The organism is Thioclava sp. F34-6 (assembly GCF_002213235.1).
In the GTDB taxonomy this organism is placed as follows: Bacteria; Pseudomonadota; Alphaproteobacteria; order Rhodobacterales; family Rhodobacteraceae; genus Thioclava; species Thioclava nitratireducens.
In genome coordinates this window covers 265,380-289,968 of sequence record NZ_NBOA01000002.1, presented here as the reverse complement: position 1 = coordinate 289,968, position 24,589 = coordinate 265,380, and the positions used below count along the sequence as shown (strand labels likewise).

29 protein-coding genes are annotated in these 24,589 nt (G+C 65.6%); 11 read left to right on the top strand and 18 right to left on the bottom strand.

Features of this window, described 5'->3' with window-relative positions:
• Positions 1-51 precede the first annotated feature (51 nt).
• Positions 52-474 (top strand): tellurite resistance TerB family protein, encoded by a 423-nt coding sequence (locus B6V72_RS04660; RefSeq protein ID WP_075774054.1) that lies wholly within the window; start codon positions 52-54, stop codon positions 472-474.
• Between the two features lie 54 nt (positions 475-528).
• Here B6V72_RS04660 and dacB read toward each other — a convergent pair whose 3' ends face one another.
• From dacB to B6V72_RS04625, 7 genes are all read right to left on the bottom strand, one after another.
• Positions 529-1,956, bottom strand: a complete 1,428-nt coding sequence (gene dacB, locus B6V72_RS04655) for a D-alanyl-D-alanine carboxypeptidase/D-alanyl-D-alanine-endopeptidase (protein WP_088734870.1) — start codon at positions 1,954-1,956, stop codon at positions 529-531.
• A 50-nt stretch (positions 1,957-2,006) separates the two neighbouring features.
• Positions 2,007-2,624, bottom strand: coding sequence for a nicotinate-nucleotide adenylyltransferase (locus B6V72_RS04650; RefSeq protein ID WP_088722344.1), 618 nt, complete (start codon positions 2,622-2,624; stop codon positions 2,007-2,009).
• Positions 2,625-2,651: 27 nt separating this feature from the next.
• Complete coding sequence (locus B6V72_RS04645; protein WP_168173010.1) at positions 2,652-3,539, bottom strand: GGDEF domain-containing protein; 888 nt, start codon at positions 3,537-3,539, stop codon at positions 2,652-2,654.
• 341 nt (positions 3,540-3,880) lie between these two features.
• Positions 3,881-4,492, bottom strand: coding sequence for a heme NO-binding domain-containing protein (locus B6V72_RS04640; protein ID WP_088734868.1), 612 nt, complete (start codon positions 4,490-4,492; stop codon positions 3,881-3,883).
• A gap of 60 nt (positions 4,493-4,552) precedes the next feature.
• Complete coding sequence (locus B6V72_RS04635; RefSeq protein ID WP_088734867.1) at positions 4,553-6,286, bottom strand: DUF4153 domain-containing protein; 1,734 nt, start codon at positions 6,284-6,286, stop codon at positions 4,553-4,555.
• Between the two features lie 53 nt (positions 6,287-6,339).
• Complete coding sequence (locus B6V72_RS04630) at positions 6,340-7,044, bottom strand: HAD family hydrolase (RefSeq protein ID WP_088734866.1); 705 nt, start codon at positions 7,042-7,044, stop codon at positions 6,340-6,342.
• 46 nt (positions 7,045-7,090) lie between these two features.
• Entirely contained in the window at positions 7,091-7,369 is a 279-nt protein-coding gene (locus B6V72_RS04625) for a DUF3572 domain-containing protein (protein WP_088734865.1), read from the bottom strand.
• A gap of 143 nt (positions 7,370-7,512) precedes the next feature.
• Here B6V72_RS04625 and B6V72_RS04620 point away from each other — a divergent pair, with 143 nt between their 5' ends.
• On the top strand, positions 7,513-8,907 hold the full coding sequence (locus tag B6V72_RS04620; protein ID WP_088734864.1) for a diguanylate cyclase: 1,395 nt from the start codon (positions 7,513-7,515) through the stop codon (positions 8,905-8,907).
• A 103-nt stretch (positions 8,908-9,010) separates the two neighbouring features.
• On the opposite strand, the gene B6V72_RS04615 is transcribed toward B6V72_RS04620, so the two are convergent.
• The 4 genes from B6V72_RS04615 to B6V72_RS04600 form a co-directional block, all read right to left on the bottom strand.
• The gene (locus B6V72_RS04615) at positions 9,011-9,517 is read right to left on the bottom strand and encodes a periplasmic heavy metal sensor (protein ID WP_075774045.1); all 507 of its coding nucleotides are present in this window, start codon (positions 9,515-9,517) and stop codon (positions 9,011-9,013) included.
• Positions 9,517-9,939, bottom strand: a complete 423-nt coding sequence (locus B6V72_RS04610; protein ID WP_146696168.1) for a hypothetical protein — start codon at positions 9,937-9,939, stop codon at positions 9,517-9,519. The genes B6V72_RS04615 and B6V72_RS04610 overlap by 1 nt, the downstream gene beginning before the upstream one ends.
• Positions 9,932-10,516 carry an RNA polymerase sigma factor gene (locus tag B6V72_RS04605; protein WP_075774043.1) on the bottom strand — a complete coding sequence of 195 codons (585 nt, stop codon included), beginning with the start codon at positions 10,514-10,516 and terminating at the stop codon, positions 9,932-9,934. Before B6V72_RS04605 ends, B6V72_RS04610 begins: the two co-directional genes overlap by 8 nt.
• 94 nt (positions 10,517-10,610) lie before the next feature.
• Positions 10,611-11,489, bottom strand: coding sequence for a hypothetical protein (locus tag B6V72_RS04600; protein ID WP_168173009.1), 879 nt, complete (start codon positions 11,487-11,489; stop codon positions 10,611-10,613).
• A gap of 197 nt (positions 11,490-11,686) precedes the next feature.
• On the opposite strand from B6V72_RS04600, the gene B6V72_RS04595 reads away from it, so the two are divergent.
• Together B6V72_RS04595 and B6V72_RS04590 are read left to right on the top strand one after the other, a co-directional pair.
• A complete protein-coding gene (locus tag B6V72_RS04595; protein ID WP_075774041.1) occupies positions 11,687-12,088 on the top strand; it encodes a DUF983 domain-containing protein in 402 nt (133 codons plus the stop codon).
• On the top strand, positions 12,081-12,788 hold the full coding sequence (locus tag B6V72_RS04590) for an NUDIX hydrolase (RefSeq protein WP_088734860.1): 708 nt from the start codon (positions 12,081-12,083) through the stop codon (positions 12,786-12,788). The genes B6V72_RS04595 and B6V72_RS04590 overlap by 8 nt, the downstream gene beginning before the upstream one ends.
• Here B6V72_RS04590 and B6V72_RS04585 read toward each other — a convergent pair.
• From B6V72_RS04585 to msrB, 5 genes are all read right to left on the bottom strand, one after another.
• Positions 12,785-13,687 (bottom strand): DMT family transporter, encoded by a 903-nt coding sequence (locus tag B6V72_RS04585; RefSeq protein ID WP_240497682.1) that lies wholly within the window; start codon positions 13,685-13,687, stop codon positions 12,785-12,787. The two genes, B6V72_RS04590 and B6V72_RS04585, sit on opposite strands and share 4 nt — an antisense overlap.
• Positions 13,684-14,199, bottom strand: coding sequence for a lipocalin family protein (locus tag B6V72_RS04580; protein WP_146696167.1), 516 nt, complete (start codon positions 14,197-14,199; stop codon positions 13,684-13,686). Before B6V72_RS04580 ends, B6V72_RS04585 begins: the two co-directional genes overlap by 4 nt.
• Positions 14,187-14,537 (bottom strand): hypothetical protein, encoded by a 351-nt coding sequence (locus tag B6V72_RS04575; protein ID WP_075774039.1) that lies wholly within the window; start codon positions 14,535-14,537, stop codon positions 14,187-14,189. The genes B6V72_RS04580 and B6V72_RS04575 overlap by 13 nt, the downstream gene beginning before the upstream one ends.
• On the bottom strand, positions 14,537-15,583 hold the full coding sequence (locus tag B6V72_RS04570) for an aldo/keto reductase (protein ID WP_075774038.1): 1,047 nt from the start codon (positions 15,581-15,583) through the stop codon (positions 14,537-14,539). Before B6V72_RS04570 ends, B6V72_RS04575 begins: the two co-directional genes overlap by 1 nt.
• Positions 15,584-15,663: 80 nt before the next feature.
• Positions 15,664-16,104 (bottom strand): peptide-methionine (R)-S-oxide reductase MsrB, encoded by a 441-nt coding sequence (msrB, locus tag B6V72_RS04565; protein WP_088719581.1) that lies wholly within the window; start codon positions 16,102-16,104, stop codon positions 15,664-15,666.
• Positions 16,105-16,224: 120 nt separating this feature from the next.
• On the opposite strand from msrB, the gene B6V72_RS04560 reads away from it, so the two are divergent.
• On the top strand, positions 16,225-17,847 hold the full coding sequence (locus B6V72_RS04560; protein WP_088734856.1) for an acyl-CoA dehydrogenase family protein: 1,623 nt from the start codon (positions 16,225-16,227) through the stop codon (positions 17,845-17,847).
• 53 nt (positions 17,848-17,900) lie between these two features.
• Entirely contained in the window at positions 17,901-18,389 is a 489-nt protein-coding gene (locus tag B6V72_RS04555) for a cupin domain-containing protein (RefSeq protein ID WP_088734854.1), read from the top strand.
• Positions 18,390-18,405: 16 nt separating this feature from the next.
• Here the strand turns inward: B6V72_RS04555 and ychF are convergent, their stop codons facing one another.
• Entirely contained in the window at positions 18,406-19,503 is a 1,098-nt protein-coding gene (gene ychF, locus B6V72_RS04550) for a redox-regulated ATPase YchF (RefSeq protein WP_075774034.1), read from the bottom strand.
• 115 nt (positions 19,504-19,618) lie between these two features.
• Between ychF and B6V72_RS04545 the strand changes: the two genes are divergently transcribed.
• Both B6V72_RS04545 and trpA read left to right on the top strand, forming a co-directional pair.
• Positions 19,619-20,035, top strand: coding sequence for a VOC family protein (locus B6V72_RS04545; RefSeq protein WP_088734852.1), 417 nt, complete (start codon positions 19,619-19,621; stop codon positions 20,033-20,035).
• 116 nt (positions 20,036-20,151) lie between these two features.
• Complete coding sequence (gene trpA, locus B6V72_RS04540; protein WP_088734850.1) at positions 20,152-20,943, top strand: tryptophan synthase subunit alpha; 792 nt, start codon at positions 20,152-20,154, stop codon at positions 20,941-20,943.
• A gap of 20 nt (positions 20,944-20,963) precedes the next feature.
• Here trpA and B6V72_RS04535 read toward each other — a convergent pair whose 3' ends face one another.
• On the bottom strand, positions 20,964-21,758 hold the full coding sequence (locus B6V72_RS04535; RefSeq protein ID WP_088727348.1) for an ABC transporter permease: 795 nt from the start codon (positions 21,756-21,758) through the stop codon (positions 20,964-20,966).
• Positions 21,759-21,978: 220 nt separating this feature from the next.
• Here B6V72_RS04535 and B6V72_RS04530 point away from each other — a divergent pair, with 220 nt between their 5' ends.
• The 3 genes from B6V72_RS04530 to B6V72_RS04520 all read left to right on the top strand — a co-directional run bounded on the left by B6V72_RS04530 (position 21,979) and on the right by B6V72_RS04520 (position 24,584).
• Positions 21,979-22,581 carry a GcrA family cell cycle regulator gene (locus tag B6V72_RS04530; protein ID WP_075774030.1) on the top strand — a complete coding sequence of 201 codons (603 nt, stop codon included), beginning with the start codon at positions 21,979-21,981 and terminating at the stop codon, positions 22,579-22,581.
• A gap of 150 nt (positions 22,582-22,731) precedes the next feature.
• On the top strand, positions 22,732-24,117 hold the full coding sequence (gene rimO / locus B6V72_RS04525) for a 30S ribosomal protein S12 methylthiotransferase RimO (RefSeq protein ID WP_088734848.1): 1,386 nt from the start codon (positions 22,732-22,734) through the stop codon (positions 24,115-24,117).
• Positions 24,114-24,584 (top strand): CAP domain-containing protein, encoded by a 471-nt coding sequence (locus B6V72_RS04520; RefSeq protein ID WP_088734846.1) that lies wholly within the window; start codon positions 24,114-24,116, stop codon positions 24,582-24,584. Before rimO ends, B6V72_RS04520 begins: the two co-directional genes overlap by 4 nt.
• Positions 24,585-24,589: the final 5 nt, after the last annotated feature.

Here is a 24,589-nt window from a genome sequence, read left to right as displayed (position 1 = left end):
GAAGGGGGACAGTCAATAATTAGCACTCGAACACCATCAAGGAGCTCCGACTTGCCAGACGTTCTCTCCTCGCTTTCGCCCCAAGACGCGCTCGTCGCCGTGATGGTCGCGGTGTCCGCCGCCGACGAGGACGTGCCGACCTCGGAACTCGTCGCCATCGAGCGGATCGTGAACCACATGCCGATCTTCGCGGGCTACGATTTCGACCGCGTCTCCCGGGTCTCGCGCTCTGTGTTCACACTGTTCGAAGAGGAAGACGGGCTCGAAGCGCTGTTCGGCCTGGTCCGCGATGCGCTGCCCGAGCATATCTTCGAGACCGCCTATGCGCTGGCCTGCGACGTAGCTGCGGCCGATGGCACGATCCGACAGGCCGAGTTGCGTCTGCTGGAGGAGATCCGCGGCGAGCTGGCGATCGACCGGCTGCACGCCGTCGCCATCGAATGGGGCGCGAAAGTGCGTCACGTCACGCTCTGATCCTCGGCGGCACTTCGGGCGGGAACGCGGCATGTTCACCGCCCGGATCGCGCCTCACCCGTAAATCCCGGCCCAACGTTCCAGTAGCTGGCTCTGCAGGATTTTCGACGCACGCACCCATTGCACCTGCCCCGGCGGGCGCGGTGCGGAGCCCGCGCGCCGGCGACGGTCGAGATCGGCGGTGAAGATCGCAAACACAAGCTCGGTGCCATCCGGCGCGGTCATGTAGCCCGCCAAGGTCGAGACGAAATTGAGCGTCCCGGTCTTGGCATCGACGCTGAACGGCTGCGATTTCGAGGCCCTACCCGTCGCATCGCGCAGCTTGAAAGGTTTCATCAAGCTGCGCAGCCCCATCGGTGCGCCAAGATTGCGCAGCGCCGCGACCATGTCCTGCGGCGAAATCTCGGCATCGGCGCGCAACCCGGAATGGTCGGTGAACCGGGCCGAGCGTGCGCCCGTGCGCTGCTGCAGCCATTGGGTCATGGCCTGCCCCGATTGCATCAGGGAACTGCCCGCGCCCAGCCGTTTGCTGACCGTCATGCCCACCGCCTCGGCGGTGATATTGGTCGAGTATTTCATCATCGCGCGCAGCACTGGCACAAGCGGATCGCTGCCATGGCTTACCAGAACCGTGCCGCTGGGCAGGTTGCGCGCCTCTTCCGGCGCGGGCAGCGGCGTGCCCTGTGCGCGGGCCAGCGTCTGGAACACGTCGCCCGCATAGGCCGCGGGATGGCGCACCGGCAACCAACGGCTTCCGCCACGCCCCAAAGCCGCCGAGGCGACCGTCCAATGCTCTACCCCGCCGCGATCCGAATAGGTGAACGTGGGTGAGGACCGCTTCGCGATCGAGGCTTTCGCTGTATAGGCCTGAGGCTGCACGTCGCGCCCACGCGCGTCCATGCTCAGCGCCCAGCCGCCCCCGGAGCGACGCCATTGGAAATGCACGCGATTGAAATTCAGCATCAGCCCGGAGATCGACGGGTTGTAGCCTGCGAAAATCGGCTGATCATTTGCGATCTCGCTCTTGTACGGAAGCGCGCCGGCCCAGGTCAGGAACCGCCCCGTGACGCCCTGCACCCCCTTGGCTGCGAGCGACTTCGCCATCGCATTGAGATCGTCGGTCGTCAGCGTGGGATCGCCACCGCCCGCGAGGATCAGATCACCCTGAATCCGCCCGCCAGAGATTGGCCCCGTCGCGATCAACTGCGTACCGAAGCGGAAATCGCCGCCCAGTTGCTCCATCGCGTAAATCGAAGTGATCGATTTGAGCGCGGAGGCGGGCGGCATCGCTTGGCCGGGATTGCGCTGTTCAAGGATCTGGCCCGTTTTCAGATCTGCCACGACATAGCCGACATCGCCGCTCAGCCCCGCCATCCGAACCAGTTCGGCGGCTGCGGGCGCCTGACCCAAAACCGTCTTCGGAGTGACGAAAAGCGCGGCGCCACCCAGCAATGCAAAGCGACGCGATATCGTTAGCGGCATGGCGATTCCCCCTCGGCGTTAGCCCGAGCGTAGCGCGCCCTGCGCCGTCTTCAAGCAGGCGTCGATGCCCCCCAGCCGCCTTTCTCCCGAATTTCCGTGGAGGAAATCGACGACATCGGGATGTTTACGAAGCACCAGCGTGGCGCTGGCCCGTCGAGCAGGCGCTGCGAGGCAACCGCGGGCAATTCGGCCCGCGCATAGATGCGCGCCGCGCGCGCCCAACGCCCCGGCATCCGCCAGCCCGGACGCGCCAGAACGCCGATCGACACGCTTTCTATGATCGTCCGCCAATGGTCCCAGCGATCGAGCTGTACGAGGTTATCCGCTCCCATCAGCCATGCGAAATTCACACCGGGATAGAGCGCACGCAGCGCGGTGATCGTGTCGGCGGTGTAGCGGGTACCGAGCCGCGCTTCGATATCTGTCACCACGACCCGAGGGTCTCCCCCGAGGATGGCCCGTGCACTCGCGATCCGCTGATCTAGCGGTGCAGGCCCATGCGCCTTGAGCGGGTTGCCGGGGCTCACGACCCACCAGACCCGGTCGAGGTTGAAACGGCGCAGCGCCTCGCGCGTGATCAGCACGTGGCCTTCATGCGCAGGATCGAACGACCCGCCCAGAAGACCGATGCGCTGTCCGGCGCGGGCAAATGGGAAACCTTGTCTCATGCGCTGCCCTTACCCGAAGGCGACCGGTCAGGAAAAGAGCGTTTTATGCGTATCAGACGCCGAGTTAGGCGGTCGCGGGCGCCTGCGATCAACCTTTTCGGACGATCGCGACCCGAAACGAAGGCATCCGCGCCCTGCTGCCTTCGCCGCATAGGTTGCCCGGTCGACATCGCTCTGCAGCGCCCCGATCACAAGCTTCTCGTAGTCGCGTGACAAAACCGCGCCGACCGATCCGGACACCAGGCACTCCTGGCCCTGATACCATTTCGGTGTCTCGATCTGTTCGATAATCCGCGCCGCGAGAGCCCTGACCTCCGCGAGACTCGGAGCGCCCCGCAACAGCACGAGAAATTCGTCGCCGCCCATGCGCGCAACAAGATCGTCCCCGCGGACGCTTTCGCACAGGTTGCGGGCCACAAGTTGCAACACGTAATCCCCTGCCGCATGGCCCCGACTGTCGTTGATCGCCTTGAAGTGGTCGAGGTCGATCTGCAGCAAAGCGAAATGCGCCGCGTCATTCGTGGCGTGATCGACTGCCTGCGCAAGCGCCTGCGCCATTGCGCGGCGGTTGGCGAGTTTCGTCAGCGGATCGGTCAGCGCCTGTTTCTCTGCCGCTTTGCGGGCCTGATCGAGCCGCCCGGTCAAGGCTCGCAATTCTTCCATCACGAGCGATTTGGCTTCTTCCAGGTAAAGCATTTCCATCGCGAGATCCGCGGCGGAGAAGTCGCGTTCTGTCAGGTCGAACTCCGCCACGAGTTCACGCAGGTGAATACCGAAACTGAAATTGAGGAGCATATCGCCCGCAGTCGCGCCTGCAGATGTCTGCGCAGATAGCCCCACATGGCTGACGACCGCGCCACGCAGGCTCACCTTAGGATGCATGCGCAGGGTGACATGCAGTACCTCCTCCGCCATCAGCGCACCAAGCGAACGCCCGCAGCGACCGGCCTGACCATCGCAATCGCGTGTCTCGCAATTCCTGCACAAGGTATCCGTGCAAAGACGACCTGTCGCCCCTCGTCGCGCGACCGCGAAAAATCGTGCGAACGCCGCGCCGAGGATCTGCGCCTCGGGCACACCGAGCACTTTGCGCAACGTGCGACCAACGCCAAGGATGCGCGCCCGCTCATCTATCCAGAGAAACATCGGCAAAAGCCCGGTCAGGAGGGGCAGCCAATAGGCCTGGCCGCCCCGGTCAGGCGGCGGCACAGTCGGTGCAGCCCTCGGGGCAACAGTGGTTTTGGCCGGTGCGCCCATCACACCTCTCCAGTCATGTGCGCTAGGGCGAATTGACGCGCCTCGGCATGGGCGGCGTCGAGCAGTTGGATTGTCACCACCTCTTCCGCCGGCTCGAATATCCGCGGGTCGCGGCCTGCCCTGCGCTGCGGCATTTCAATAAGCGCGAGGCTGCCATAGTCATCCGCCATCGCACGCAGAATACCCGCCAGCACCGCCCCCCAGCCCGGCACGTCCCCGATGACGCGAAGACGAAACTGGCCCGACTCGGTCGCAACGAGATGAAGATGCGGCAGCTCGAGATCGGGTAACGCCATTCGCGCGCGGTCGTGCAACTCGTTCAGCGAATTCAGGAACCCGCGATAATCGCACCCGCCATAGCGCAACAGGCGCCGCACGGCTTCTCGCATGCACAGATGCGCACCGAGGTCCTCGAGCAACTCGGACCGTTCACGCCCCAACGCGTCGCAAGCGGCATCAATCAGCCGCAAGGTTTGCGCATCGGCATATTGCAGCAGCGGTTCATAGCCTTCACTCGGCAGCTCCGCGCACCGCCTAACACGCGCGCAGAGCGCCGCCCCGTGGGTGTCGGTCAGGAAGTTTTCGATAGAGCGGTTGATCAAGCCGAGCATGTGCCCTCCTTCCCGCCACGCTAGCGACCAGAAGTTAACAAAGCTCCAAAATCGCTCGGCTCAGCGCGAGAGCGGCAACAGGCGCAGCCCACCGGCCTCGAGCGACATGATCCCGCTTGGGACGACTTTCATCTCGCCGCGCTTGATGGCAGCGATGACAGGTGCCAGATCGACGCGGAAGCGCGGTTCGCCCTGCGCGTCGACCACGCTACCCCACCCGATCGAATCCCAAGCGCCATCCGACTGGCGCAGAACGTAGATCGCATCGCGATCGGGCAGATGCAGCAGGACCATCGCCTCGTCGCCGGGTACATCTTTCAGGAAATCGGCCTCGATCAGGGCGCAGTTCGCCGCCGCGCCCTCGCCAGAGGCGCAAAGCCCCGACGCGACTTCCGGAGCCCGCGCGCGGATCGCATCGAGCAACGCATCCTCGGGCGGCGTTGCTCCGGGCGGCAGCACGAGATCCCGGCGCAACTGGGCGCGCGCCGCACTATCCCCTTCGCCCCCATCCGCCGACGGGCGCAGACGCGCCAAGGCGGTCGCGAGCGCTCGATCATCACCGGCTTGGGCCTCCAGCTCCGAGTAGGCCGACTGCCCGGCAAGCCCCCATTGGTTTTTCAAGGCGTAGAGCGGCAGGGCCCCCGCAGTGATCCGCCCGTCGCGATAGAGCGCCAGTTGCGAGCGCGCGGCGATGGCATTCGCATCCAGCACTGGCGTCAGCCACGCCAGAGCCGCGAGAAACAGCACGCCCGCCATCGCGATATTGATCCGCCGCAGGCGCGCCATCCAGCCGCGCCCCAGCAGGACAGAGCCGGCATATCCCAGTGCATATCCCGCGAGCAGCACGATCAGCACCGCCTGCGCCACGCGCCCTGGCGTCCAGCCCTGCGCCGTCACGCTTTGCCAGCCGGCCCAGGCCGCTGCGCCGACCAGCACGGGCAGCGCCAGCGCCAGCCCCTGAGCCGACAGCCGCAAAACCCGGGCCCGCACTGCGCTGTGATCGTCGCGCTCCACGCCGATCGAGATCAGCGTCACAGCGGCCACGGCCATCGCCAGCAGCGTCTCGATTTGCGAGAACCCGATCAGCGAGACCTGCCCGCGGCGCGCAATGAACCCGGCCACGAAGATCACGGCGACCAGCAGGACGGGCGGCAGCAACAGCCTGAGAAGCCGCAGTATGAGGGTAGGAGAGATCATCTCCTCCAACTCGGTCACCACCGCCAGCCCGAGCCCGAGAATGCCGCCCGACACAGAGAACGCGAATAGTTTCTGGCGCAGAAGCTGACGCAGGAAATCGAGGTCCACGCTTTCGAGCAGGCGCGCCGAGAGATAGAGGACGAGCCAGACCATCCCGAGGAAAATACACGCGGCGGCATAGCGCACGACGATATTCCATGCATGAAGAAACAGCGCTGGATAGTCGTTCCAAGCGAGTCCGCCACCCCGCGCCACGGCCATCGCGAAGGGCATCGGCAGCGTCGCCAGAACCGCGAGCGCGAGCATCTCGAACGGCATGAATCCCGCCAGCGACTCGGTCGGAGAATAGCCGAGCGATGCCCACCAACCGAGCAGCGCGACCGGAATCGCAATCAGCTCCGCCGCACCAAAGGCCTTGCGCCAGCCGATCTCGCCCAGCATCGCCAGCGCGGTCGCGAAGAACACCGTTCCCAGAACCGAGACGCCGAATTGCCCGTGGGCGTCGAGCGGCAGCGCCGTCTGCAACTCGCTATCGAGAGCCCAGAAGAACACGCCCGCCAGTAGCCCGAGCAGAATATGTTGCAAACGTAGTTGCATGCGTCCCTCTCCTGTCCTTGCGCGAGGCTCTCGCGCGCATCCGACGCGTCTCGTCAGCCCGCGCGCTGTGCGAGCCAGTCGGGAAGCCCCCCGATATGATCGAGCACGGCATCGGCCAGCGGAGCAAGATCGTCCCGCATCGCTGGCCCGCTCAATACGCCGATCGCGATCATCCCCGCCGCGCGCGCCGCGTGCAGATCATGCTGGCTGTCTCCGACCATCACCACCTCCGCCGGGTCCAGACCGAGCGAGTCCGCGAAGGCCAGAAGCGGGCTCGGCGTGGGTTTCGCGCCATGCCCGCTGTCATAGCCGATGATCAGGTCGAAAAGATCGGTGATGCCCGCCTGCGCCGCATGCGCGCGCGCCGAGGACTCGGCGTCGTTCGTGCAAATACCCAGATGCAACCCGCGCGCGCGCAGATCAGACAGAAGCTTGCTCAGCGGCACCGGCTCCACCAGCGGCACATCATGCGCTGCGCGCTCCAGCTCGATTACCAGATCGTCGAGCGTGCGCCCCGGCAGATGCGGCAGCAACAATTCTGCCGCCTCCCGGACCGTGCCCGCGATCACCGGCGAGTGCGGCTCGAACTCCACCCGCTCGAGGTCGAACCCGATCGCCTCGGCAAGCCGCGCGGCCTGACTGGTGTCTTCGGCCAACGCCTCGATCTGCAGCTTCGCCCAAGCGCCCCATGTCGCGTCGAAATCGAAAAGCGTGCCATCCTTGTCGAACAGCACCGCCCGTATGTTGCCGCCTGCCATCTGCGATCCGCCCTCCCTTTGCGGGCAGATTGCCCAAAGCGGGGCGTCAGGTCCAGTGGCGCAGATCGCCGCGCCCGAGAACCGCGCGGGCCTGCATCAGCGCCTCGGGCTGCACCCCGAGGTCCTGCGCGCAATCCAGAACCACCTGATCGTCCTGCAGGACATGGTCGAGAACCCCTGCGAGGAAGTCCGGATCGCTCGCCTGCGCACGCAAATCATCCGCGTTCGCCCCGGAATTGGCGAGGAATGCACCGATCAACTCTTCACGGCTGACGAGCCAACCGAGGGTCTGCAATGCGAGCGTGTGAGCGTTTTCTTGCCGCATGGCGGATCCTTCTCTGTCAGGGGAAACGCTTTGTTAACCTATAGATCGCTAAGGTCAAGAAAAGGCGCGTCCAGAAGCTCGCGCATTCGCGATCGCCCTGCCGCAAACCGGAGGACGCAAGAGGTTGTAAGGAGTAGCCTGGAATGCCGGGAACGATCCTCATCGTTGATGACGTGGCGACCAATCGCATCGTGCTGAAGGCGAAGCTGACCGGTGCGCGCTACAACACGCTGCAAGCTGCGAGCGCAGCAGAGGCGCTCGCCCTCGCCACAACGGAACGGCCCCGCCTGATCCTGCTCGACATCACCCTGCCCGACATGACAGGGGAGGCTGTCATCAAACGGCTGCGGAACGATCCACAGACACGGCGCATCCCGATCATCGCGATGACGCAGCGCGACATTCCGCAGCTGCGCGTGGCGCTGCTGGCGGCCGGGGCGAACGATGTCCTCGTCAAACCTTTCGACGAACTCGTGCTGCTCGCACGTCTGCGCAGCCTGATCCGCGCCCATGCCGGCGACGAGGATTCGGCCCTGCGCGAACAAACCTGCCGGGCACTCGGTTTCGCCGAGGCCGCGAATGAATTCGCACCTCCCGCCCGGATCGCGATGATCGCCCCCGACCCGACCGAGGGGATGCGCTGGAAAGCCGCGCTCGCACCGCGGCTCGAGGCCAGTCGGATCCTGTTGACCAGTTACGAACAGCCGTGCGGCGGCGACCCCGCGCGCCGCCCCCCCGATCTCTTCGTGATCGGCGCGGATCTCGTGCATCGCGGGGACGGGCTGCGGCTGATGTCGGAATTGCGCTCGCATCCAGAAACGCGCCACGCAGCGATCCTGATCGCGTGCATGCCCGAAGCCTCGGAGACGCAAGCGAGCGCGCTCGATCTAGGGGCGGACGACCTTCTGCCCTCGGATATCTCCACGCCACTCGCAGCACAGGAAACGGCACTCCGGATCGGCGCGCAGCTGCGCCGCAAGCAGCTCTCCGATCAACTTCGCCTCTCGGTCGATGAAGGCTTGCGTCTCGCGCTGGTCGATCCGCTGACCGGGCTCCACAATCGCCGCTACGTCAATGCGCATCTGGCTCGCATGTCCGAACGCGCGCGCAGCACCGGCCGCGGCTACGCGGTGATGCTGCTCGATCTCGATCGCTTCAAATCGGTGAACGACACCTATGGCCACGGCGCGGGAGACGAGGTGCTGACCAATATCGCCCGTCATCTGCGCCGCAGCCTCCGCGACGTCGCCCTGATCGGTCGCATCGGCGGCGAGGAGTTTCTCGTGGCGCTGCCGGACAGCTCGCTCGATGAGAGCTATCGGATCGCGGAACGGCTCCGACGTGATATCGAGGAGACAACAATCACGCTTCCGGACGGAAGCAAAATGCAGGCCACGATCTCGATCGGCCTCGCATTCGGCGGCACCCGTCGCGACGACCCACAGCATCTTATCGACGAGGCCGATGCAGCTCTTCTCTGCGCCAAGGGAAGCGGCCGGAACCAGGTCTCGCTCGCCCCTCACACGAATGCAGCGTGACGCCGGGAAACAGCATCACGCCACGCATGATGATGAGACGAGCCGAAAATCTTCACTATTTCAGCTAGCGGCCAACTCCGACGCGCCGGCCATCGCACCGGCCTCAAGGCTTGTCCTGACGATCCCTGTCGCGGTCTTTCTTGTGCCGGTCGAACCGCGCCGCACCCTCGCGCAGACGCTCGGCGAAGCTGTGGCGGGCCGCCGGGCTCATTGCGTCGAGCCTGTCGAGGATCAGCCGCTCGCCGATATCGACCCGCTGCACGGTCCGCGCCTTGTGCCGCTCGAGCAGCTTGGCCACCTGATCGCGATCCCACGGCTCCGCGTCGATCGCGCTGATCAGCGCCGCCATATCGCTGCGCGCCTGCCGCCGCATGTCGCGGAATTCGGAGCCGCGCGCCTGCGCCGCCTTGCGCAGCGCGTCGCGGTCTTCGGGGCTCAGAGCTCCGGTGAAGGCGCCAAGGCTGACATCGCCCACGACCGGGCGCGGCGGATGCCGCTCATGGCCAAGCCAGCCGCCGATGAAAAATCCCAGCAGCAGCAGGTTCAGCACCGCGGACGCTATCAGCGCCCAACGCAACCCCCGGCCGTTTCGCGTCTCGGCAATCGCCATCAGAACCCTCCTTCATCGACGAAGGCGAAGGTATCGCCTTCGGGTAGCAGGTTGACCGTGCCGAGGCTTTCGGTCGTGCTGCTGGCGTAAAACGGGCTGAGCGCGCCGATCTCGTCTGCGCCGATAAAGCCGATCCAGACCCCGGCCAGAGCGGCCGTCACCAAACCGCCCATCGGAGCCCAGCCGCCGAACGCGCCGCGAAGCGCGTCCCAGATACCGGCTAGGACATCGGGTGCTTCGGACCCATCCACCGGGGCCTGGCGCGCAAAGGCTGCTTGCTCAGCCTCGGCATCGGCCAAAACCCGGGCAAGGAAGCCCTCGCCTGGCTCGGCCCCGCCTGCCGCGCGCGCTTCGCTGAAAAGCTGCTCCAGCGCCGCGCCGTCGAATGCGTCCGTCTCGCGATCCATGCGTTTGTCAGTCATCGCCAAACCCCAATTTCTCTCGCTGCCCCCGAAGCAGCTTGCTCAAAGCGCGCTTTCCCCGCGCTGTCAGACTTTCTACGGCTTCGACGCCGGTTTCCATCGCGGCAGCGATCTCGGGATTGGACAAACCGTCGATATGTCGCAGTGTCACCGCGATCCGCTGTCGTTCCGGCAATTGCTCCAGCGCGGCTTCCAGCGCCGCCACACGGTCGCGCGCGATCAGCTCGTCCAGAGCGCTCGCCCGGTCATCGGCCACCTCGGGCGCCTCGTCCAACCCCACGCCGCGGCGCTTGCGCAGCCGGTCCGTCGCGAGATTGGCAACCACCCGGTAAAGCCATGTCGAGACCTTGGCCTCGCCGGCCCGCCATTCCGGCGCGATCTTCCAGAGCCGCAAAAGCCCCTCTTGCGCGACATCCTCGGCCTCGGCCGCGTCGCGAAGATAGCGATAGGCGAGCCGGTAGGCCAACGGCCCGAAGCGCAACGTCAAAGCCCGCGCTGCCGCCGGGTCGCCCTGCGCGTATAGCTCCAGCAGAGCCTCGTCCGAAGCCTCGTTCATCGCATCCAGTGCCATCGTCATTCCGTCAAAGGCCTAGCCTGCTTTCCCTACGCATGCAATTTGACATGCGACCGGGGCGCACTGCTGCGCCCCGGCTCTTTGTACTGCTCGAAACTCAGTTCGCGGATCGGCCCGAGCCGTCGGCCGGACCGTTGCCCGGCCCCTGACCTTGCCCTTGGCCAGCACCGCTGCCCGGTTGCATCGGCGGCGTGCCCTGAGGGCCTTGACCGTTCGGGCCCTGCCCCATCGGACCATCCCCTAGCATCATCCGGCCATAGCCGGGGCCATATTCGTCGCGGTCGTCGTCCCAGCCCATGCGGTCATGGCCGTAGCGATCCCCTTTGCCCATGCGGTCGTACCCATGGTGATCGCCCTTGCCCTTCCGGCCATGCTCGTAGCGGTCGTGCATCCGCTGCATGAACCTCTTGGCCATCTGCATCTCGTCGGCGCTGACCGCCCCGTCGCCGTTACGGTCCATACGCTCGAACATGCGCGTCGGCATCGGGTGGGCCATCAGTTCGGCGGCCGACAACTCGCCATCGCCATTGCTGTCCTGCGCAGCGAAACGCGCCTTCACGCGGGCCTCGACGCGGGTCTTGACCTTCGCCATCTCGAAATTGACGAGTTCTTCTTGCGAGACCATGCCGTCGCCATTCGCGTCGAGCGCCTGCGCGTCGGCGGCGCGCTTGGCTTGAATCTCGTCCATCGTCACCTGACCGTCGCCATTGCTGTCGAAACGGCTGATGTCGAAGCCGAAGCCGCGTCCGCCCCGACCATCCATCGCACCGGGCTGCATGGTCTGCCCCATACCGTTGACCGGGCCATTCCCTTGGCCAGCGCCGGGACCGTTACCCGGTCCGTTAGCTGGCCCCTTCCCCGGCATCGCCTGTTGCCCCTGCATCTGGTTGCCGGTCTGGTTCTGCGCCACCACCGGCATTGCGAGGGTGATCGCGCTCCCTGCGAGGATCGCCGCGACGAGGGTCTGCCTGTTCATGACTTTCATAAGAAACTCCTGTTCTCGCTCCCACGGCACGTCTCGCGCCGTCGATGTCTGTCCCAACGCGGCACGCGCAGCATTCCGTCGCGAATCTCACACACCCGTGATAGACCCGCCGGACTTTCCATCCGCTCCGGCTGCCGCCATACTGCCCGGCAAACGGGCGGAGAGAGACCGCCACAAGGGAGAGCGCAATGCAGTCGCATGACGAATATCACGATGACCGCCCGCTGGGCCGCTCGATCGGGCGAGGCCTGCGCTGTCTCTGTCCGGCCTGCGGCAAGGGGCGGATCTTGCACAGCTATCTCAAGGTGCGCGACACTTGCCCGTCCTGCGGCGAGGACCTCTCGCACCAGCGCGCCGATGACGGCCCGGCCTATCTGACGATCCTGATCGTGGGCCATCTCGCGATCCCGATGATGGCGGCCTATTTCATCGCTTTCCGTCCCGGCCCGTGGGAGATGATCTGGATTTTCGGCATCGGGTCGATGGTGCTCTCGGCGATCCTGTTGCCACTGATGAAAGGGATGCTGGTAGGCATCCAATGGTCGCGCCGGATGCATGGTTTCGGCGAGGGCGAGATCGTTCATGACTGACACCAAGCCCCCGGAGGACAAAACCGCGCTGCGCGATGCGGCGAGCGTGATCGTCCTGCGCCGTGACGGGACGACAGCTCCTCGTGTGCTAATGGGTCAGCGCGGCGCTGGGGCCGCGTTCATGCCTTCGAAATACGTCTTTCCGGGCGGTGCGCTCGACGCTACCGATTGGGAGGTGCCCTTCGCGTCTCCGCTGCCCGCGCCCGATCATGCGCGGCTCGAGGCCGATGCGCCCAGGGGCATCGGTGCGGCCCTCGCCGCCGCCGCCCTTCGCGAGTTGTGGGAAGAGACCGGGCTCGTACTGGGCGAGAAAAACGCCTGGCCCGGCGCGGTACCGGACGATTGGCAGGGCTTTGCCGATCTGGGCTTTCTGCCCTCGGCGGCCAATTTGCGTTTCGTGTTCCGCGCGATCACGCCGCCAGGCCGTCCGCGCCGCTTCGATGCACGGTTTTTCCTAATCGACGCGGACGCAATCCAAGGCGATCTCGACGATTTCTCGCGGGCCTGCGACGAGCTCTCGCATCTGCATTGGGTGCCCCTGCCGGAGGCGCGCGCGCTGAACCTACCGTTCATCACCGAAGTCGTGCTGGCCGAGATCGCGGCGCTGATCACCACCGATCACGCGCTTGGCGCGCCGCATTCGGTGCCGTTCTTCGATAATCGTGGATCGCGATCGGAGTTCCGGCGGATCGGGCTCTAACGCCCCGCCAGCACAATCACGATCAGCGAAACCACGACGAGCGCGATGCCCACCCCTTCGCGCTTGTGCAGCCGCTCGTGGAAGACCAGCGCCGAGGCAAGCAGCGTGAAGACGATCTCCACCTGTCCCAGCGCGCGCACGAAAGCCGCGTTTTGCAGCGAGAAGGCAGTGAACCAGCCCGCCGAGCCCAGAACGCCGGTGATCCCCACGAGCACCGTGCGCCGCCACGCGCCGAACACGCGGGTTAATTCGCCCGGCTCGCGCAGCCGCAGGTAAAGCCCCATCCCGATTGACTGCGCGAAGGTCGCGCAGGCCAGCGCGACGATGGCGCGGCCGAAAAAGTCGAGCGGCTCCAGCTCCAGCGTCGCGCCGCGATAGAAGATCGAGGACAGGCCGAACAGCGCCCCCGCCCCCACGCCGTAAAGCGCCGCACGCGGGTTGAAGCCGCCTTCGGGCGGCTTGGTCAGGAACAGCACCCCCGCCAGCCCGATCGCAATTCCGATCCAGCCGATGGGTCCGACGAACTCGCCAAGGATGATCGCGGAGAACAGGGCGACCTGCACCGTTTCGGTCTTGGTGAAGGCCACGCCCACCGCGAAGTTGCGCAAGCCGAACAGCGCGACCGTCAGGAAGGTCGCCGCCACCTGCGCCGCGCCGCCCGCTATGACGAAACCCCAGAAGGGGCCGCTCAGATGCGGCCACGGCGTGGCGGTCGCGGCCAGAAAGCCCAGCGCCGTCACCGCCGCGAGCGGGAAGCCGAACAGGAAGCGTGAAAACGTCGCGCCGCCGACCGAGAGTTGCGCTCCCGCCAACAGCTTTTGCAGCATGAAGCGGATGGTCTGAACCGCCGCCGCGAACAGGGTCACCCAAACCCAGAGATGCGCCGGCGCGTCGGTCACTTGCCGACCCGCGTCATGTCATAGCCGTTGAAGTCCATGACGTCGCGCGCCGCCTTGATCAGATCGGGCCGGGGCGGGGTCTGCCGCGACAGGATCATCCCCCAACGTCCCGACGGCGTGCCGAGCACAGCCACCCGATAATCGAAATCGACCCAGAGCACCCAGATCGGCTCACCGCCGAACGCGTCCTTCGCCAGAAGCCGCCCGCCCGGTCCGGTGAGCGTGACCGTCTCGTCGACGGCAGCCGGTGTAATTGCGCAATTCGTGCCGCGCAGGCGATAGGCACTCTTGCCGTCCCAAGCCCAGTTCTGCGTGCCAGTGCAACCCGGAACCCCGCTTTCGACCACATGCCATTCGCCGCCGAACCGCTCCGGATCGAACAGCGAGGCCGAAGAGATCAGCGCCCCCGGCTTGCGGAGCGAGGCGGTCTCTGGCTGAGGCCCACAGCCCGCGAGGGTCAGCGCGAGCATGCCGCCCAGCGCGGCGATCTTCGCCCAGCTCATTGCACGCATAGTTGCATCGGGTAGCCCGCCTCGCTCATCACGTCGTTACAGCCCAGAAGCGGTGTTACCGGAGCGCAGGTCTTGGAGCGCGCGAGGCATTCGCCCTCGCATTCGCTGCCCGCCTGGCAGCTCTTGCCGCTATCGGAGGTCATCTTCACGCAGATGAACGCCCCGTCGCGCGCGACCCAGTTGCCGCCGCGCGCGACGCATTCGAATTTACCGGCATCGATCTTTTCCTGCCCGACCAGCGGCAGTTGCTCTGCCGTATCGCCCCCGTCCGTGGTGCCGAAAGGCTTGCAGGCCGCGAGGGCGAGTGCAGCACCCAGAAGGATCGACGCCGCCCGCATCAATAGGGCATCGGGTAGTGCTTATGGAGCTCCGCGATCTTGTCGAGCAGCTCCTTCGGCAGTTCCACCCCTTCCGCGTCGAGGTTAGGTTTGAGCTGGTCGACCGAAGTCGCGCCGACGATCGGGATCACCGGGAAGGGACGGCTCATCACCCAGGCGATCGCCATCGTGACCGGGTGCAGGTCGAACTCCTTGGCGAGCGCCACATAGCGGTCCGCGATCTCGAAAGCGCGCGGATTGGCCCGCCCACCGAGATTGTTGACCAGCGACCGACGGGTATTCTCGGGGATCACGTCGCCGGAATATTTGCCCGTCAGGATACCGGCCGCGAGCGGCGAATAGGCCAGCAGCGTCACCTTCTCCTGTTGGCCGAGCTCGCCGAGATCGAGATCATAATAGCGGCACATCAGCGAATACTCGTTCTGGATCGACTCGACGCGCGGCCCCTTACCCGCCGCGGCCAGTGCCAGCCATTGCGCGGTGCCCCAAGCGCTCTCGTTCGACAGACCGAATTCGCGGATCTTGCCTTCCTGGCGCAGCGCCTCGAGCGTCTCCAGACAGGCGCTCATATCGTCGAGCACCTCCTGCTTCGAGGGCTGCTTCGACGGATCGAAGCGCCACGTCTTGCGGAAGTGATAGGAGCCGCGATTGGGCCAGTGGAACTGGTAGAGGTCTATGTAATCCGTCTGCAGCCGAGTCAGCGAGTCCGTCACAGCCTGCCGGATCCGGGTCGGGCTGATTACCGGGCCTCCCTCGATCGCGTGCGAGCCTTCGCCGGTGATCTTCGTCGCCACCACGAGATCGTCGCGCTTGCCGCGCTTGGCCAGATAAGTGCCCACGATCTGCTCGGTCCGGCCCAAAGTCTCGGCCTTGACCGGGTTCACCGGATACATTTCCGCGGTGTCGAGGAAATTGATCCCGCGGTCGAGCGCGAAGTCGATCTGATCGTGGCCCTCGGCCTCGGTGTTCTGGCTGCCCCAAGTCATCGTTCCGAGGCATATCTCGGACACCATGATCCCGCTTTGACCAAGTTCCAGCTTGCGCATTCCCGCGCCCCCTTTGTCATTTGATGTTGCGCGGACCCTGCCACCGGGCCGCGGGAAGGTAAAGACCCCTGACCCGGTGCTTATTCGACCCGGTCCATATACTCGCCGTAGCCCTCGGCCTCCATGTCTTCATAGGGCACGAAGCGCAGCGAGGCGGAGTTGATGCAGTAGCGAAGACCGCCCTGATCGCGCGGGCCGTCGGGGAACACATGGCCCAAATGGCTATCGCCATGTTTCGAGCGCACCTCGACGCGCGTCATCCCGTGGCTGGTATCGGTCAGCTCCACGACATGATCGTCGATCAAGGGCTTGGTGAAGGACGGCCAGCCGCAGCCCGCGTTGTATTTGGTCGAGGAGGCGAAAAGCGGCTCGCCCGAGACCACGTCGACATAGATGCCCTTGGCGGAGTGGTCGTCATATTCGCCCGTGAAGGGGCGCTCGGTGCCATTTTGTTGCGTGACGCGGTATTGCTCGGGGGTGAGTTTCGCGATCGCGTCGTCGGATTTCTGCCATTTGCTCATGATGGGTCTCCCTTTCGCGCCTGATCTAGGCGGCGCAGACGGCGAGAAAAGCCCTGCCGCCGCGTTTCACTCGAATGTTTTACGGCGCGCGCCTACCATCCGGATCAGGAGGAGTTTGCCATGACCACGCCCGATCCCCGCGCCGATCTGCCCACCCATCACGTCGAGAACCAGCCGCCCGCGCGCGGCGACGTCGATTTGTTCGGCGCGGATGCGCCTCTGCGCGAGGCCCTCGCGCGGGCGGGCGGGCAGACAGATACGCTGTCGGATTACGGCCGGACCCTCGGCACCACGGAGATGCGCGAGGCGGGCCGCGACGCGAACCGCTACCTGCCGGAGCTGCGGCTGTTCGACATGGGTGGACGACGGCTTGACGAAGTGCGCTTTCACCCCGCCTATCATCGCTTCATGGAGGCTGGAATCGGCGCGGGCTACGCCGCGCTGCCGTGGGAAGGCGCGAAGGGCGGCCACGCCACCCACGCCGCGATGGTCTATCTCGCAAGCCAGATCGAGCCCGGCAGCTGCTGTCCGATGACGATGACCTATGCCGCCGTGCCTGCCCTCGAGGCCACGCCCGAGATCGCCGCGATCTGGCGCCCGAAACTAACCGCGCGCAGCTACGATCCGCGCGTGCTGCCGGTGGGCGAGAAGACCGGCGCGACGCTCGGCATGGCGATGACCGAGAAGCAGGGCGGCTCGGACGTGCGCGCGAACACCACCCGCGCCGAGCGCGCGGACGGGCATTGGCGGCTGACCGGCCACAAGTGGTTCTGCTCCGCGCCGATGTCGGACGGGTTCCTGACGCTGGCGCAGACAGACGAGGGGCTGAGCTGTTTCCTCGTGCCGCGCTGGCTGGAAGGCGAGCGCAACGCGATCCGAATCCAGCGGCTGAAGGACAAGCTGGGCAATCGCTCCAACGCGTCCTCCGAGATCGAATATGAGGGCGCGTTGGCCCATCTTCTGGGCGAGGAAGGCAGGGGCGTCGCCACGATCATCGAGATGGTGCATCACACCCGACTCGACACCGCGCTCGCGCCTGCGGGGCTGATGCGCGCGGCGATCTCCGAGGCGCATCACTGGGCGACGCATCGCGCCGCCTTCCAACGGCGTCTGATCGACCAGCCGCTGATGCGCGCGGTGCTGGCCGATCTGACGCTGGATTGGGAAGGCGCGCTGACGCTGGGAATGCGGGTGGCGGAGGCTTTCGACAGCGCCCGCCCCGAGGATCGCGCCTTCGCCCGGATCGGCGTGGCGCTCGCGAAATATTACGGTAACAAGCGCTGCCCCGTGGTGACCTACGAGGCGATGGAGGTGCTGGGCGGCATCGGCTACGTCGAGGACACGCCGATGCCGATGCTCTACCGCGAGGCCCCGCTGAACGGCATCTGGGAAGGCTCGGGCAACGTGATCTGTCTCGACATCCTGCGGACCCTCGCGAAAGAGCCGCTGGCGGCGGAGATGCTGCGCGCGGAGCTGGACGCGGCGCGCGGCACCGATCCGCGCTATGACGCGGCGCTGGCCGATCACCTCGCCCGCTGGCCTGCGCTCCCACCCGAGGCCGAGGCGCGCTGGTTCGCGGAACGGCTCGCGCTGCTCCTGACCGCATCGCTGCTGATCCGAAATGCACCTGCTGCGGTGAGCGACGCCTTCGTCGCGACGCGGCTTGCGGGCGAGGCGGGCCGGACCACCGGCGCGATGGCGGGCAGCGATGTCTCTGCTATCCTGGACCGGATCGCTGGCTGAGACTGCGGAAGCCTCCGGCGGGGATATTTGGATCAAGGAGAAGGAGGGGCGCGATGAGCGAAGACCGATATCTGATCCGGGCCGATGAGATCGCGGCTATGGAAGGGCTGGCGAAGACGCATTTCCTCAACCCGAATGCTCGGCGGATCAACAAGAGCCTTGGCGATGCGACGGGGCTGACCGGGATCGGGGTGCATATCATCGAGGTGGTGCCCGGCTGCGAGACCACCGAGTTTCACCGCCACCACCACGAGGACGAGGCGATCTTCGTGCTCAGCGGCGAGGCGACCGCGCGGATCGGCGAAGAGCGTCACGCGATCGGGCCGGGCGATTTCATTGGCTACCGCGCAGGCGGCGCGGCCCATACGATCGAGAACACCGGATCGGAAATGTTGCGGCTGCTCGTGGTGGGTCAGCGCCTACCCCATGACGTGGGCGACTATCCCGACAAGGCCAAGCGGCTCTACCGCAATGCGGGGATGCCGTGGCAGATCGTGGATGTCGACGCGATCACGGAGGTCAAGGCGGGGGCGAAGAAGTGACGCCCCCAGCCGAGGTTCACGCGTTGAACAGGAAGTGCAGCACGTCGCCGTCTTTGACTTCGTAGGTCTTGCCCTCGACGCGGAACTTGCCGGCCTCTTTCGCGCCCGCCTCGCCCTTGTTGGCGACGTAGTCGTCGTAGGAGACCGTCTCGGCGCGGATGAAGCCGCGTTCGAAATCGCCGTGGATGACGCCCGCCGCCGCCGGGGCCAGCGTGCCCTTGCGGATCGTCCAGGCGCGGGCCTCTTTCGGGCCGACGGTGAAATAGGTCTGCAGGCCCAGCAGGTCGTAGCCCGCGCGGATCAGCCGGTCGAGACCGGCCTCTTCCAGACCCATCTCTTCGAGGAACATCTCCGCTTCCTCGGCGTCGAGCTGCGAGATTTCCTCTTCGATCTTGGCCGAGATCACCACGGTGCCCGCGCCCTGCTCTGCGGCCATCTTGGCGACCGCTTCGGATTTCGAGTTGCCGGTCGCGGCGGAGCCTTCCTCGACATTGCAGACATAGAGAACCGGCTTGGCGGTCAGCAGCTGCAGCATGTTCCACGCTTTGCGGTCGTCCTCGGACACCTCGACGGTGCGCGCGGGGCGACCGGCTTCCAGAGCCTCTTTCGCCTGCTCCAGAAGGCGCATCGCCTCCTTGGCTTCCTTGTCGCCGGATTTCACCTTGCGGGCGAGGTTCGCAATACGCTTCTCGAGGCTTTCGAGATCGGCGATCATCAGTTCGGTCTCGATGGTCTCGGCATCGGCCACCGGATCGACGCGGCCTTCCACATGGGTCACGTCGCCATCTTCAAAGCAGCGCAGCACATGGGCGATGGCATCGACTTCGCGGATATTGGCGAGGAACTGGTTGCCCAGCCCCTCCCCTTTCGAGGCGCCTTTCACGAGGCCGGCGATATCGACGAAGGTCATACGGGTCGGGATGATCTCTTTCGAGCCTGCAATCTGGGCCAGCGTGTCGATCCGCTCATCGGGAACGGCCACTTCGCCGACATTCGGTTCGATCGTGCAGAAGGGAAAATTCGCCGCCTGCGCGGCCGCCGTCTTGGTCAGCGCGTTGAAGAGGGTGGATTTGCCCACGTTCGGCAGACCCACGATACCCATCTTGAAACCCATTTCGCCCTCCTGTTTGTGGCTGCGCGCTTCTTATTCATTGGCCGCCCCCGGTGCAAGCGCGCGCGAGGGCCGGAATCGTGATAGGCTGGCCTTCGTGTTCAGGGAGGTGACCGCGATGAGTTTCGAACCCTACATCCACTTTCAAGGAAACTGCGAAGAGGCGATGCGTTTCTATGCCGACCTCTTCGGCACTGAGTCCCCCTTCCTCATGCGTTATGGCGACATGCCCGAGGCCAGCGAAGGCATGAGCGATAGCGGCAAGGCGCGGATCATGCATGCGCTGATCAAGCTCGGAGATGGCGCGCTGATGGCATCGGATTGGCCCGAGGGGCGCGATCGTCCGCAAAGCTCGGTTTCGATCTCGCATGTCTCGGACAGCCGGGAGGCCGCGAAGGCGATCTTCGAGCGGCTGATGGATGGGGCCGAGGAGGTCATGATGCCTTTCGACGACACGTTCTGGGCCGACGGATTCGGAATGCTGCGTGACCGTTTCGGAACGGCGTGGATGATCAACGGCCCCTCGAAGATGTAGGCGCGGTCCGTCGCCGCAGTATGCGCGGGCCGTCGTGGCATTCGATCACGCGCGCGAGGCATTGATTTTCCCGCCCTCTTCGCGCAAACCGCTTCGGGACCAGCCGGAGGGACGCCATGACTCGCATCGACGCCAAATTCGCCAGCCTCAAGGAAGAGGGCAAGAAAGCCTTCGTCTCTTATATCATGGCGGGCGACCCGGATCTGGCAACCTCGCTCGAGGTGATGAAAGGCCTGCCGGCGGCAGGCGTCGACATCATCGAGCTGGGCGTACCCTTCACCGATCCGATGGCCGACGGTCCGACGATCCAGCTGGCCGGGCAGCGCGCGCTCGACGGCGGGCAAACGCTGCAGAAGACGCTCGACATGGCGGCGGAATTCCGCAAGACCGACGACACCACGCCGATCGTGCTGATGGGCTATTACAACCCGATCTATTCGCGCGGCGTGGATCGCTTCCTCGAAGATGCGAAGGCCGCGGGCATCGACGGGCTGATCGTGGTCGACCTGCCGCCGGAAGAGGATGAGGAGCTTTGCATCCCCGCGCAGGCTGCCGGGATCAACTTCATCCGCCTAGCGACGCCGACGACCGACGACAAGCGCCTGCCCAAGGTTCTGCAGAACACGTCCGGTTTTGTCTATTACGTCTCGGTGACGGGGATTACCGGCTCTCAGGCCGCGCAGGCGACCGAGGTCGGCCCGGAAGTCGCACGGATCAAGGCCAAGACCGATCTGCCGGTGATCGTTGGTTTCGGCATCACGACGCCTGAGGCGGCCAAGACCATCGCGGGCGTGGCCGATGGCTGCGTCGTGGGCTCGGCCATCGTGAAAGAGATCGCCGAGGGCAAGCCGGTGGCCGAGGTTCTGGACTTCGTGAAAGGCCTCGCGGGCGGCGCGCACTCGGCGTAAGTCGCCGCGCCGCGACTGGCTCAGGGCTTCATGCGATAGCCAATGCGCAACCAGTACCAGCCGAGTCCCAGAACCACGATCAGCGCCACGCCGATCACCGCCAGACCGTGCCACGGTGACGCATCGGACACACCGAGGAAGCCGAAGCGGGCCATGTCGATCAGGTAGAAGACCGGATTGTAATGGGTCAGGATCTGGAAGGCCGGCGGCAACGCCTTGGCCGAGTAGAAGGTTCCTGACAGGAACGACAGCGGCGTGATGATGAAGTTGGTGATCGCCGCCATCTGGTCGAACTTGTCGGCGAACACCGCCGCCAGAATGCCCAGCCCGCCAAGGAAGGCCGCGCCGAAGACGACTGCGGCCAGCGCCCAGAACGGATGTGCTACACCCTGCCCCAGCACGACAAACAGCCCGATCCAGATCACGACCGCCACGATCAGCGCGCGCGCTACCGCCCCGGTCAGATACCCCACGAGGATTTCCCACGGCGCAAGCGGCGGCATCAGCGTGTCGACGATATTGCCCTGCACCTTCGCGATCACGATCGAGCTGGACGTATTGGCAAAGGCGTTCTGGATCACCGTCATCATCAGGATGCCCGGCGCAATGAAATGCAGAAAATCGACGCCGAGCACGTCGGCCCGATTGCGCCCGAAGGCCAGCGCGAAGACGGTCAGGAACAGCCCGGCGGTGATCAGCGGCGCCAACACCGTCTGCTGCCAGACCGCGAGAAAGCGGCGAATCTCGCGCCAGCCCAACATCCGCAGGCCCATCCAGTTTACCGCGCCAAAACGGCGCACACCGATCTCGTACATCCTGATACTCCCGTTGTTGACCGCTCCCTACACGCTCGCGGCCCGCAGCTCAACGCAGCGAGCGCACAGCCGGTTTCCCGCTTGCGCACGCGCCCGAACCGCCTCGTAGCCCTTGAAAAGCGGGCCCCGCGATTGTATCTCTGCGCTCTCCCGCTAAAATAGGGATTGAAACTGGAATGGCCTGCAAGACGGACTTGCAGGAAACCAAGGAAGGATGCCCATGTCCTGGACCGATGAACGCGTCGAATTGCTCAAGAAGATGTGGACCGAAGGCCAATCGGCCAGCCAGATCGCGAAAGAGCTGGGCGGTGTGACGCGCAACGCGGTGATCGGCAAGGTGCATCGCCTCGGCCTGTCAAACCGCACCGGCGGCGCAGCAGAGCCCGCGAAACCCGAGCCGAAAGCCAAGCCCGAGAAGGTCGAGGCGAAACCCGAGAAGCCCGCCGCGCAGCCCGCGGCCGAGGCGCCGGACCCCAAACCTGCCGCGAAACCGGCGAGCCCCGCGCCCGCTCAGGCCGCAGCCCCGTCGGCCGCGCCCGCACGCAAGGCGATCATCCCCGCCGGCCAGCCGCTGCCGCCGCAGCCGTCGGCCAACGAGATCGACCCCGCCGCGCTGGCCAAGGTCGGCGAGGTCGAGAAACACGCCAAGAAGCTTGGCCTGATGGAACTGACCGAGCGCACTTGCAAATGGCCGATCGGCGACCCTGCGACCGAGGAATTCTGGTTCTGCGGCCTGCCGAGCCAATCCGGTAAGCCCTATTGCGAGGCCCATGTCGGCGTCGCCTTCCAGCCGATGAGCTCGCGCCGCGACCGTCGCCGCTGAGGCCGCTTCCCCCGAGATATCGAAGGGCGCCCCGCGAGGCGCCCTTTTCGTTTGAGCCGGTCACACACGCCGCAATCCCGCCGCCCCAACCGATGCTGCCCCGATGCGAGGGGCTTTTCGGGGCGCCCTGCAAAGGCTATATCGCGCGCCATGAGCACGAACCCTCCGAACCTGCGTCCCGATCTCGCGCCCCGCGCGCGCATCACGGATGCCCCCCGCCCCGGTCAGCCGCTGATCGGGATGGTCTCGCTTGGCTGTCCGAAAGCGCTGGTCGACAGCGAACGCATCCTGACGCGACTGCGCGCCGAGGGCTACGCGATCTCGCCCGATTACGCGGGCGCGGATGCTGTCATCGTGAACACCTGCGGTTTTCTCGACAGCGCCAAGGCGGAAAGCCTCGAGGCGATCGGCGAGGCGTTGAACGAGAACGGTCGGGTCATCGTAACTGGCTGCCTCGGTGCCGAGCCCGAATATATCACCGGCACGCACCCGTCCGTGCTCGCAGTGACCGGGCCGCATCAATACGAGCAGGTTCTCGACGCGGTCCATGCGGCCGTGCCGCCCGATCCCGATCCCTTCGTCGACCTTCTGCCCGCCGCGGGCGTGAAGCTGACGCCGCGCCATTACAGCTACCTCAAGATTTCCGAGGGCTGTAACCACAAGTGCAAGTTCTGCATCATCCCTGACATGCGCGGCCGCCTCGTCAGTCGTCCGGCACATGCGATCGTCCGCGAGGCCGAGAAGCTGGTCGGTGCGGGCGTGCGCGAATTGCTGGTGATCTCGCAGGACACCTCCGCTTACGGCGTCGATATCAAACATGCCGAAGAGCGGGGCCACCGCGCGCATATCACCGATCTCGCCCGCGATCTGGGGTCGCTCGGCGCATGGGTGCGGCTGCATTACGTCTATCCCTATCCGCATGTGCGCAATCTGATCCCGCTGATGGCGGAAGCACAGGAGCACGGTGGCGGCGTGCTGCCTTACCTCGACATCCCGTTCCAGCACGCCCATCCGGACGTGCTCAAACGGATGGCGCGGCCCGCGGCCTCGGCCAAGACGCTCGATGAGATTGCGGCATGGCGCGCGGCTTGCCCGGATATCACGCTGCGCTCGACCTTCATCGTCGGCTATCCCGGCGAGACCGAGGACGAGTTCCAGTACCTGCTCGACTGGATGGACGAGGCGAAGCTCGATCGCGTCGGCTGCTTCCAGTACGAGAATGTCGAGGGCGCGCGCTCCAACACCCTCCCCGATCATGTGCCCGACGAGGTGAAGCAGGACCGCTGGAACCGCTTCATGGAGAAGGCGCAGGCAATTTCCGAGGCGAAGCTGCAGGCCAAGGTGGGCTCCGTGCAGCAGGTGATCGTGGATGCGGTCGATGCGGAAGGCGCGACCTGCCGCACCAAGGCGGATGCTCCCGAGATCGACGGCAACCTCTTCATCGATGAGGATTTCGAGAATCTCAGCCCCGGTGATATCGTGACGGTCGAGGTCGACGAGGCCTCGGAATACGATCTCTGGGGACGACTCGTTTGATCCGCATTTTCGCCCTGTCCGCCTTGCTTCTCGGCCTGCTCCCGCTCGCGGCGCAGGCTGGCGAGTGCGCCATCGATGCCGCGCAGGGGCGAGAGATCGCGCTGGCAACCTCGCAACAGCGACAGGCGCAGGGCCTAAACGCGCTCGCGATGGACCCGCAATTGACACAGGCAGCCGCGGCACAGGGCTGCGACATGGCCCGGCGCGGCTTCTTTGCCCACACGGGCTCCGACGGGTCGACCCCACTCACGCGCGCGGAGCGCGCGGGCTTTCACGCCTGCCTGATCGCCGAGAATGTTGCGATGGGCCAGCGCGATGCGGGCGAGACCTTCGACGCCTGGATGAAGTCGTCCGGCCATCGCCGCAACATCCTGCTACGCGGCGTGACGCGGATCGGCGTGGCGGTCGTCCCCAAGCGCGACGGCAAGGGCCCGTGGTACGTGATGGTGCTCGCCAAGCCCTGCTGAGGCGC